General features: G+C 65.1%; 5 protein-coding genes. 3 read left to right on the top strand and 2 right to left on the bottom strand.

Features of this window, described 5'->3' with window-relative positions:
- Positions 1-177: 177 nt before the first annotated feature.
- Complete coding sequence (locus FYB76_RS25360) at positions 178-873, bottom strand: hypothetical protein (RefSeq protein WP_154135454.1); 696 nt, start codon at positions 871-873, stop codon at positions 178-180.
- Positions 874-1,079: 206 nt separating this feature from the next.
- Here FYB76_RS25360 and FYB76_RS25355 point away from each other — a divergent pair, with 206 nt between their 5' ends.
- Complete coding sequence (locus FYB76_RS25355; RefSeq protein WP_154135453.1) at positions 1,080-4,436, top strand: autotransporter domain-containing protein; 3,357 nt, start codon at positions 1,080-1,082, stop codon at positions 4,434-4,436.
- A 73-nt stretch (positions 4,437-4,509) separates the two neighbouring features.
- Positions 4,510-5,358, top strand: a complete 849-nt coding sequence (locus FYB76_RS25350) for an alpha/beta hydrolase (protein WP_088755017.1) — start codon at positions 4,510-4,512, stop codon at positions 5,356-5,358.
- Positions 5,359-5,458: 100 nt separating this feature from the next.
- Here the strand turns inward: FYB76_RS25350 and mqo are convergent, their stop codons facing one another.
- A complete protein-coding gene (gene mqo / locus FYB76_RS25345; RefSeq protein ID WP_088755018.1) occupies positions 5,459-7,108 on the bottom strand; it encodes a malate dehydrogenase (quinone) in 1,650 nt (549 codons plus the stop codon).
- Positions 7,109-7,602: 494 nt separating this feature from the next.
- On the opposite strand from mqo, the gene cheD reads away from it, so the two are divergent.
- Positions 7,603-8,214 (top strand): chemoreceptor glutamine deamidase CheD, encoded by a 612-nt coding sequence (cheD, locus tag FYB76_RS25340; RefSeq protein ID WP_034341503.1) that lies wholly within the window; start codon positions 7,603-7,605, stop codon positions 8,212-8,214.
- Positions 8,215-8,262 lie beyond the last annotated feature (48 nt).

Below are 8,262 nucleotides of genomic sequence, written 5' to 3'. Positions count from 1 at the left end.
GCAGGGGGCGGCGTGGGCGCGGAGGCGGACGCCTCCTGCGGCGCCTGCGCACGCTGCTGCGCAAGCTCCGGACCACCCGCCCGGCTCACCGCCAGCAGGACGATCAATACCCCCGCCAGCGCCGCCATGAGCCCGGTGGCGGCGACCCATTCGTGATCGGATCGACTCATCGCGGCCTCAGGAGGAACGTCCGGACTGGCGCTGCATCGCCTCCAGCCATTCGCCATGGCGCAGATGCGCGCGCTGCGCCTCGGCCTGCTGGGCCGCCAGCAGGGCTTGTCCGCTTTGCTTGATGGCGTCGACCAGACGTTGCTGTTCTTCTGCGTGTTGCACCGCCTGCGCTTGCGCAGCCGCAGTGGCCACGTCCTTGAGAACGCCGATGCTCCACCCCAGGCGCGCCTGCTCATGCGCACGCAAGGTGATCCAGGACTTCAGGATCAGGAACGCCAGCATGCTCCACGCGGCAATCTTGAACTTGCTGCCCAGCGCATCGATGACCGCCCCCAGCGCACCCGGTGCCGCCTGCGGCCCGAGCACGCCGGCCGTGGCCGTCAAGGCCAGGCCCAGGCCGATGAAGGTACCCAGCAAACCCAACATGAGGATCAAGCCCGGCATCGCGGCGGCCCAACGTTCGGCGGGCGTAGCCACGGCCTGGCTCAGCTGGTCCGGCGTGGTCGTGACAGGCAAAGGCCCGCGCTCGCCAGCCAGCGCCTGCAGCCGCGCCTGCCACTGCGCAGGCCGGGCGCTGCGTGCCAGCAGCAGCGGCAAGACCACCACGGCCGCCAGCATCACCAGCGCAAACGTCCACTGCAGCCCGCCGTAGGCCGTGCCATCCCATTGCGGCAGCAGGAAGCTCCACAGCGATTTATCCATGGACTGCCCCCGCCTGCATGAAGAAACTTCCCATCCTTGCTCTCCCCTTGTTCTTTACATTGTCAGCGTCTTGCCACGGCAGAAGATTATCAGAAAGACCACACCGAGGGACGAAAAGCCAGGCGCAAGCGACCGATGTAATGGTCCGGTCACATGTTGTCAGCAAACTTTCAGATCTTGACAACCTGCTACCAACTTCTTTGCACATGGCACGTTCTTCCTTACCCCTGCGCCTGCTTCCGCTGGCCCTTGCCCTGCAAGCCATCCACGCGCCCACCCATGCGGCCAACTATACGGTAGCCGATGGCACCACCGACACCGCCGCCAAGACCCTGACCAAGAACGGTGCCGACAACATCACCGTCAACGCAGGGGGCACCCTGGCTTCGAGCAGCGCGGCCACCATCCGGACCTCGCAGGACAACGACAACCTCAGTACCGTCACCATCAACAACGCCGGCACCATCGGCCAGAACAGCGGCCTGACGGCCATCAGCATCAACCACAAGAAGGTCAACCTGATCCTCAACAACGCTGCCGGCGGCGTCATCACCAGTTCCTCCAGCAGCGCCAAGACGCCCACCACCCTCATCGGCAAGGGCAGCGATACCTTCTCCATCGTCAACCTCGGCACCATCTCGCAGACCGGCCCCACACCCACCAATGCGGACAATGGCAAGAACTACGCCATCAATGCCAACGGCGACTACTCCACCGCCGGCAATACCATCGTCAATGGCTCGGCCAGCAACAGCAGCGCCACCATCAGCTCGTCGAGTTCGAGCGCGATCAAGATGGGCTCCAACATCCTGCTGACCAACTACGGACGCATCTTCACCACCAGCCCGGTCAACACCTCCTGCCCGGATTACCTGTCGGCCTGCGCCAGCGGTTCGCCGCCGAAAGCAGCCGATGGCATCTCCATCGACGACGGCATCCGCAATGCCGTCATCGTCAATTACGGCAGCATCACCGGCGCACGCCACGGCATCGACGGCGGCGATCCGGTGGCCGCCACGCCCGACAGCAACCTGGCCAATGCCATCGCGCTCACGCCGCGCCTGAGCGCAAGCGGCATCACCTTCGACGCCACCTATGCCGATGGCAGCACGCGCAGCAACGTGGCCATCAGCAACAACGTGGTGATCAACCAGGCCAGCGGTGTCATCACCGGCAACAATGGTTCGGGCGTGGGTTTCGACAGCCATGGCGTGGTCTTCAACTACGGCACCATCATCGGCAACTATGCCGGCAGCGGACGCGTGTATGACGTGCTCGGCAACGGCGCCACCACCAGCAATGGCGATGGCGACGGCGTCGATATCGACGGCACCGCCTACATCGAAAACTGGGGGACCATCCGTGGCAATGGCGCAGGCGGGCTCGATTCCACCGGCCAGCCGAATGGCGCCGACGGCATCGCCGCCGGTGGCGGCACCATCATCAACCATGCTGGCGCGGTGATCTATGGCGATGCCCACGGCATCCTCATCGATGATGGCAATGACTGGTCCAAGGACCCAAGCAATCCGCGCATCACCTACAACAACGGCAACACCACCGGGCGCGGCACCGGCGGGGCCAGTGGCGTCAATGGTGCCAAGGCGTATATCGTCAACGACGGCAGCATCACCGGCAACAAGGGGATCGCCGTCGGGCTGGTCGGCAATTACGACGATACCCTCATCAACAATGCCAGCGGCGTGATCACCGGCGGCACACAGGCCACACTGGCCGGCCAGGGCGGCAGCTCCGCGCCGGGCGCAGCGGTGCAGATGGGCGGCGGCAACGATACGCTGATCAACTACGGACGCATCGAAGGCAAGAACGGCATGGCCATCGACATGGGCGATGGCGACGATTCGCTGCAACTGCTGGGTGGCACCGTGATCGGTACCATCAACGGCGGCACCGGCATCGACACGCTCACCACCGGGGGCACGCAGACCTTTGCAGCAGGCGTGCTGTCGGGCTTCGAGAACTACGTCGTGCGTGACGGCGTGACGCGCTTCAACTATGACCTCGGCACCGTCAGCAACATGACCGTCAACCAGGGCGCAGTACTGCAGGTCAACGGGGCCTTCGGCACCAGCGGCAACCTGGCCGTCAATGGCACATTCCAGGCCGCGCAGGGGACGGCCACCCGCATCATCAACGTCGGTGGCAATCTCTCGGTCGGCAGCGGCGCCACCTTGCAGGTGGGCGTGGCCGGCACGCAGTCCGACCGCATCAATGCCGCCGGCAGCGCCACGCTGTCCAACGGTGCGACGCTGCAGCCCGTGGTCAAAACCTATGTTCCCGGGGCGGCGCGCTGGACCATCCTCTCGGCGGCCGGCGGCCTGTCGGTCGATGTGTCGAAGATCCAGCTGGCCAATACCGCCACGCTGGATTACGGCCTGCAAGTCTCGGGCAACGACCTGATCCTTACGGCCCAGCGTACCGCCAGCGTGAGCGACGTCAGCGGCAGCCCGCTGGGCCGTGCGCTCGACGCGCTGGGCAACAACAGCAGCAACGCCCAGGTGCAGAACCTGCTGGCCTCGCTGGATGCCTTGCCCACTACGGCTGTCTATCGCAGCGCGGTACGGCAGCTGCAACCGGAAACCAATCGCGCCAGCCAGCAAGCGGCACAGGTCTCCATGGGCAGCGTCTTCTCGGCCGTGGCCGGGCGCGTGGACAGCGCACGCGGTGATGCGCCCGTGGCCAGCCAGGGCAGCAGTGGCGTAGCCACCGGCGAGGCCGCCGCACGCGGCCGCGTCTGGCTGCAAGGCCTGGGCGCCTGGGGCCGGCAGCAGGCCCGCGCCGGCGCTGATGGCTACGACGTCAATGCCTACGGCATGGCCGCCGGGATGGAAACCGACCTGTCGGCGCGCGAAGTGGCCGGCCTGACCCTGGGCTATACCCGTGCCGGTACACGCGGCAGTGACAATGCCAGCGGCAATGACGTCAATGTCGACGCCGTCAACGTCGGTGGCTATGTCGGCCTGGACATGGATGGCTGGACGCTGGATGGCGCGCTCATGGTGGGTGGCAATCACTACAGCAGCCAGCGCGCCATCAACTTCCTCGGCCAGCGCGTCAATGGCAGCTACAACGGCTGGCAGCTCGGCGCGCGCGTGGAAGCGGGGCTGCCCTTTGCGGTCAGCCAGCGCTGGTCCGGGCGCTGGCTGGCCGGCCTGCGCCTGTCGCACCTGAGCAATCAGGGCTACACCGAAAGCGGCAATGCGGCGCTGGCGCAGAATGTGGCCTCCAGCCGCGCCAATTCGGTCCAGCCTACCCTCGGTGTGGAACTGAATCGCTTGAGCGACAACGGCGACCGCCTGCAACTGCGTGCGCGCTACCTGCATGAGGTGGCTGGCAACCCGGATGTCACCGCCAGCTTCGTGGCCGGCGGCCCCAGCTTCACTACCGCCAGCACCGCACCCAATCGCGACGCCGTGCAACTGGGCGTGAGCTATCGCTTCAACGGCGCCCAGGGAAGCTATGGCACGCTGGGCTATGACGCCGAAGTGCGCGACCGCTCGCTGATGCATCAACTGACCGCTCGCGTGGGCTGGCTCTTCTGAGATTGCTGATCCCATGGGACAGGGCCCGCAGCTTGCGCTTGCGGGCCCTTTTCACTCCGGCGACAATCGCGCGATGCGCTCCTCCTTCCTTTCCCGACTCCGCTTGCCTGCCCTCGCCAGCCTCGCGTTGCTGGCCGGCTGCGCCAGCGATCCCGACCTGGTCCGACGCGCCGATGCCCTGGCCGCACCCGCCGGCCTGCACCGCGAGGAAGTGCGCGGCGGCCCCTTCGTGCTGACGGCCTACGTGCACGCCCGGCCAAAGGCGCCGCTGTTGCGCGTCTACCTGGAAGGCGACGGCCGCGCCTGGATCACGCGCAACCAGGTCTCGCCGGACCCGACGCCGCATTCGGCCATGGGCCTGCGCCTGGCGGCCAGCGATGGCGGTGACGTGGTGTATCTCGCGCGGCCTTGCCAGTTCACGCCCATGGCGCGCAATCCGGTCTGCCATCCGCTCTACTGGGCCGGCCTGCGCTACTCGCCGGAAGTGGTCAGCGCCATGGATGAAGCCCTGAGCCGCTATGTGGCACAACTGCAGCCGGCCAGGCTGGAGCTGGTCGGCTATTCGGGCGGCGGCGCCATCGCCGTGCTGCTGGCGGCACGGCGCAAGGATGTCAGCGCCATCCGCACGGTGGCCGGCAATCTCGATCACGTGGCCGTGAACCAATGGCACAAGGTCTCGCAGATGCCGGGCTCGCTCAATCCCATCGATGTGGCCGCACAGGTGGCACGCATCCCGCAATTGCATGTCGGCGGTGCCGAGGATGCCGTCATTACCCCTGCCATCACGCGCAGCTTCGTCGCCAAGGCCGGGCACTGCGCCGCGCTGGCGATCATCCCCGGCATGGCGCACGAGAGCGACTGGGCAAGCCGCTGGCCCGCCTTGCTGCAGCTACCGCTGCCCTGCACCGCCAGGCAGCCTTGAGGATGGTCCATGAAAAAATGGGTAGCCGGCGCGACACCGGACTACCCATTTTTCAGAAAACTTCATTTCAAGGTTGCCCAAAAAACAGGCAACCCCGCCATCACAGCGCCATATCGGCCGATGCGTTGGCTTTCGGCTTTTCCATGCTGCCACCCTTGCCGGTCTGGCCGGCCGCCTTGGGAGCGATCACCGGCGGCGGCATCAGCTGCAGCACTTCTGCGGTGTAGGCCCATTCCTTGGCGACCTGGTCCGGGTGGTCATTCAACTTGGTGCCGTAGCTGGGCACGATCTGGCGCACCTTCTGCTGCCATTCCGGCGTGGCCAGCTTGTCCTTGAAGACCTTCTGCAGCACGCTCAGCATGATGGGCGCAGCCGTCGAAGCGCCGGGCGAGGCGCCCAGCAGACCGGCGATGCTGCCATCGGCCGAGGCGACGATCTCGGTACCCAGCTTCAGCACGCCGCCCTTGGCGTCATCGCGCTTGATGATCTGCACGCGCTGGCCGGCTTGCCACAGGCGCCAGTCTTCCTTCTTGGCGTTGGGGAAGTATTCCTTGAGCGCGGCGAAACGCTGGTCGTCGGACTGCATCAGCTGGCCGGCCAGGTACTCCACCAGCGGATATTCGTCGATACCGACACGGGCCATCGGCCACACGTTGTGCGTGGTGGTCGCCGAGAACAGGTCCCACAGCGAGCCTTGCTTCAGGAACTTGGTCGAGAACGTGGCGAAGGGGCCAAACAGGATCACGCGCTTGCCATCCAGCACACGGGTATCCAGGTGCGGCACCGACATCGGCGGCGCTCCCACGGAAGCCTTGCCATAGGCCTTGGCCAGGTGGCGCAGGGCGATGTCCTGGTTGTCGGTGATGAGGAAGGAACCGCCCACCGGGAAGGCCGCATAGTCACGCGCCTCGGGGATGCCGGACTTCTGCAGCAGCTTCAGGGCACCGCCACCGGCACCGATGAAGACGAACTTGGCATCGGTCTCGGTGGTGCTGCCATCCTTGAGGTTCTTGTAGACCACGCGCCAGGTGCCATCGCCGTTGCGGGTGATGTCGCGCACTTCGCTGGAGAGCTTCAGGGCAAAGTTGGAGCGGGTCTGCAGGTAGGCCGCGAACTGGCGGGTGATCTCGCCGAAGTTGACGTCGGTACCCAGCGGGGTCCAGGTGGCAGCCAGCTTCTGGTTGGGGTCGCGGCCTTCCATCATCAGCGGCACCCACTTCTTGATCTGCTCGTGGTCTTCCGAATACTGCATGCCGGCAAACAGCGGGCTGGCCTGCAGGGCTTCGTAGCGCTTCTTCAGGTAGGCGACGTTGTCATCGCCCCAGATGAAGCTCATGTGCGGGGTGGAATTGATGAAGGAGCGCGGGTTCTTCAGCACGCCGCTCTTGACCTGCCATGACCAGAACTGGCGCGAGATCTGGAAGGCTTCGTTGATCTCGATGGCCTTGGCGATCTGGATCTTGCCGTCCTTGTCTTCGGGCGTGTAGTTCAGTTCGGCCAGGGCCGAGTGGCCGGTGCCGGCGTTGTTCCAGCCGTTGGAGCTTTCTTCGGCCACGCCATCGAGGCGCTCGACCATTTCCATCGTCCAGCCGGGTTCCAGCTCATTGAGCCAGACCGCCAGGGTGGTGCTCATGATGCCGCCGCCGACCAGCAGCACGTCGACCTTCTTGACGTCAGCCGCCTGCGAAGCGGGCGTGACGACCAGCGCAACTACGAATCCCAGCAAAGCCAGGAAGGATTTTTTCAACATTGTCTAATCCGTTTGTGATGAGAGAGGGCTGCCTCCCCTGCATGTGGCGGGGAGTCGGACAACCGGTGCATGCCACAGGCCGCAGCGCCTGCCGTGGAGGGCGGGCGCGAAAGCGCTGCGTCATGAGGGCCTTGCGGATCAATGCAAGCCCAGCCGGGCGTGGCCGCGCGGGGCCACGGCGCACCTGCCTGAATGGGCCGTGCCTGCCGGTTTCAACTGCCTGTCCGATACCTGTCTCCGGCATTTGGGGAATGCCTGTACAAATCGTCTCCGTCAGAGCGGACCGGGATCGGGTCATGTCGAGGGGGCGCAGCGTACCACGGGATGGGAGCGGCGGGCGATTGCGGATATCCCCTATTAACGATGGCGCACAAGCATGTTCCGGGCTAGGGAATTCCCCGATATCGTGGGGGCCGTGCCTGACTGACAATGCATGGACCGCCAACACTCACCGTCCCTCACCAGGGCACGTACAAGAACGATCAGGGGCCCGCATGCAAACCGTCATCAACAAGCCGGAAAATTTCGCGTCGTATCGATATCACGACCGGGCCTTCAATTGCGACACCGCCAAGATCCTGCCGGGCGAATATTTCTATACCGGTGAAGACATGATGATCGTGACCGTGCTGGGTTCCTGCGTCTCGGCCTGCCTGCGCGACCGCGTCAGCGGTGTGGGCGGAATGAATCACTTCATGCTGCCCGATGGCGGCGGCGAAGCCGACAGCCCGGTTTCGGCCTCCATGCGCTATGGCACCTATGCCATGGAAGTCTTGATCAACGACGTCCTCAAGGCCGGAGCCCGGCGCGAGAACCTGGAATGCAAGGTCTTCGGCGGCGGCGCGGTGCTGCGCGGCATGAACGCCATGAACGTGGGCGAGCGCAATGCCGCCTTCGTGAAGAATTACCTCTCGGCCGAGAAGATCCGCGTGGTGGCCGAAGACCTCAACGACATCTGGCCGCGCAAGGTGCATTTCTTCCCGCGCACGGGCAAGGTGCTGGTCAAGAAGATCAAGGACGCCGCTGCCGATCTGGCCAGCCGTGAACGTGAATATGCGTCCAAGCTGCAGGCCAAGCCGGTGGGTGGAGAAATTGATTTGTTCTGAACGAATCCATCGTCCAAACAAAAAAGCGGAACCCGTTGCATGGGCTCC

The sequence above is a fragment of the Herbaspirillum sp. CAH-3 genome (genome assembly GCF_009668275.1).
In the GTDB taxonomy this organism is placed as follows: domain Bacteria; phylum Pseudomonadota; class Gammaproteobacteria; order Burkholderiales; family Burkholderiaceae_D; genus Herbaspirillum; species Herbaspirillum aquaticum.
This window is presented reverse-complemented; position numbering and strand designations above follow the sequence as displayed.

What these genes read in the sequence shown, in the direction of transcription:
- cheD (WP_034341503.1), top strand. Translation starts at nt 7,603, where the DNA reads ATGCAAACCGTCATCAACAAGCCGGAAAATTTCGCGTCGTATCGATAT.
- mqo (WP_088755018.1), bottom strand. Translation starts at nt 7,108, where the DNA reads ATGTTGAAAAAATCCTTCCTGGCTTTGCTGGGATTCGTAGTTGCGCTG.
- FYB76_RS25355 (WP_154135453.1), top strand. Translation starts at nt 1,080, where the DNA reads ATGGCACGTTCTTCCTTACCCCTGCGCCTGCTTCCGCTGGCCCTTGCC.
- FYB76_RS25350 (WP_088755017.1), top strand. Translation starts at nt 4,510, where the DNA reads ATGCGCTCCTCCTTCCTTTCCCGACTCCGCTTGCCTGCCCTCGCCAGC.
- FYB76_RS25360 (WP_154135454.1), bottom strand. Translation starts at nt 873, where the DNA reads ATGGATAAATCGCTGTGGAGCTTCCTGCTGCCGCAATGGGATGGCACG.